This is a genomic window from Sphingomonas sp. RB1R13, assembly GCF_036663775.1.
Lineage (GTDB): Bacteria > Pseudomonadota > Alphaproteobacteria > Sphingomonadales > Sphingomonadaceae > Sphingomicrobium.
The window spans coordinates 1-1,564 of record NZ_JAXOJM010000019.1 but is presented as its reverse complement, the minus strand read 5'-3'; the positions used below and the strand labels follow the sequence as shown (position 1 = coordinate 1,564).

Sequence of the window (1,564 nt, the reverse complement as noted above, 5' to 3'; positions counted from 1 at the left end):
AGCAGCCGCTCGAAACTCCAGTGCAGAGCGGCACCGATGGCGACGCCCAGCAGCACCTCCTGCGCGCGGGCGAGCGCGGAAATCAGGATCGTTCCACCCGGCGGCACCGTCAGCAGGACGATGACCGAGGTCCACATGCACACCCGCAATTCGGTGCGGATGCGGGCGATGGCGGCGGTGATGCCGACCGCCACCGCCAGCCTCGCGACCGCCCCGACGCCGGGCATGGCGAAGGCGACAAGCAGCGCCACCGCCACCCCGATCAGCGTCGCGACGATCCGCCAGCCGAGCGAGCGATGCGTGTCGCCCAGCCGGTCCTGTGAGACGACCAGCGCCGACACGCTGGCCCACACGGGATGGTCGAGGTGCAGCCGGTCGGCGATATCGAGCGCCAGCACCGCCGCGCCGGTGCAGCGCGCGACGAAGGCGATGGTGCGAACCGTCTCCTCGCCTGAGACATGCGTCGTCACCCAGTCGCGCAAGGCGGGCGGCGGTGTCACCGGAACAGGTTGGCCCGCGCCAGCTCCAGCACCTCGTCGCCGCGCCCGCTCAGGACCGCGCGCGCGGCATAGAGGCTGAACCCCTTGACCTGCTCCGCCTGAATCTTGGGCGGCATGATGAGTTCCTGCGTCTCGGTCACGACATCGACGAGCGCGGGGCCGTCATGCGCGAACGCCTCGCGCAGCGCCCCCTCCAGCGCGTCCGAACGGGTGACACGCACGCCGAAATAGCCCATCTCGCGCGCGATCGCGCCAAAGTCCGGGTTCTGGAGCGAGACATTGTCATCGACATAGCCCGCCGCCTTCTGCTCCAGCGCGACGAAGCCCAGCGTCGAATTGTCGAAGACGACGATCTTGACCGGCAGCTTCATCTGCACGGCGGTCAGCATGTCGCCCATCAACATGGTCAGGCCGCCATCGCCGGACAGCGACACCACCTGTCGCCCCGGGCAGGCCCCCTGCACGCCCAGCGCCTGGGGCAGGGCATTCGCCATCGATCCGTGGTTGAACGATCCGATGATCCGCCGCTTTCCGTTCATCGTCAGATAGCGCGCCGCCCACACCGCGGGCGTCCCGACATCGGCGGTAAAGACCGCATCCTCATTCGCCAGCCGGTCGATCGTGCGCGCGACGAATTGCGGATGCAGCGGCTTGTCGCCATCGCGCGGCGTGGCGAGGTCGTCCAGACCCTTGCGTGCATCGCGGTAATGCGCGCGCGCCTTGTCCAGGAAACGCCCGTCACGCTCGCTGGCGATCAGCGGGATCAGGCCGCGCGCCACCTCGGCCACGTCGCCGACCACACCCAGGTCGAGCGGCACCCGCCGCCCTAAGGCGCTCGGGTCGCGATCGACCTGCACCACCTTCGCCTTTTCGGGATAGAAGTTGCGATAGGGAAAGTCGGTGCCGAGCATCAGCAGCGTCTCACATTCCATCATCGCATGATAGCCCGATGAAAAGCCGATCAGCCCGGTCATGCCGACATCATAGGGGTTGTCGTATTCGATCCATTCCTTCCCCCGATACGCATGGACGATCGGCGCCTTCAGCGCCTCCGCCAGCGCCAC

At 67.8% G+C, this 1,564-nt stretch carries 2 protein-coding genes; both read right to left on the bottom strand.

All coding sequences use genetic code 11. The features are described from left to right. On the bottom strand, window positions 1-500 hold a 500-nt coding region (locus U1700_RS14425; protein WP_332753388.1), incomplete at its 3' end, for an FUSC family protein. Further along, window positions 497-1,564 (bottom strand): thiamine pyrophosphate-dependent enzyme (locus U1700_RS14420; protein WP_332753387.1); only part of this gene is annotated, 1,068 nt, incomplete at its 5' end. The genes U1700_RS14425 and U1700_RS14420, both read right to left, overlap by 4 nt.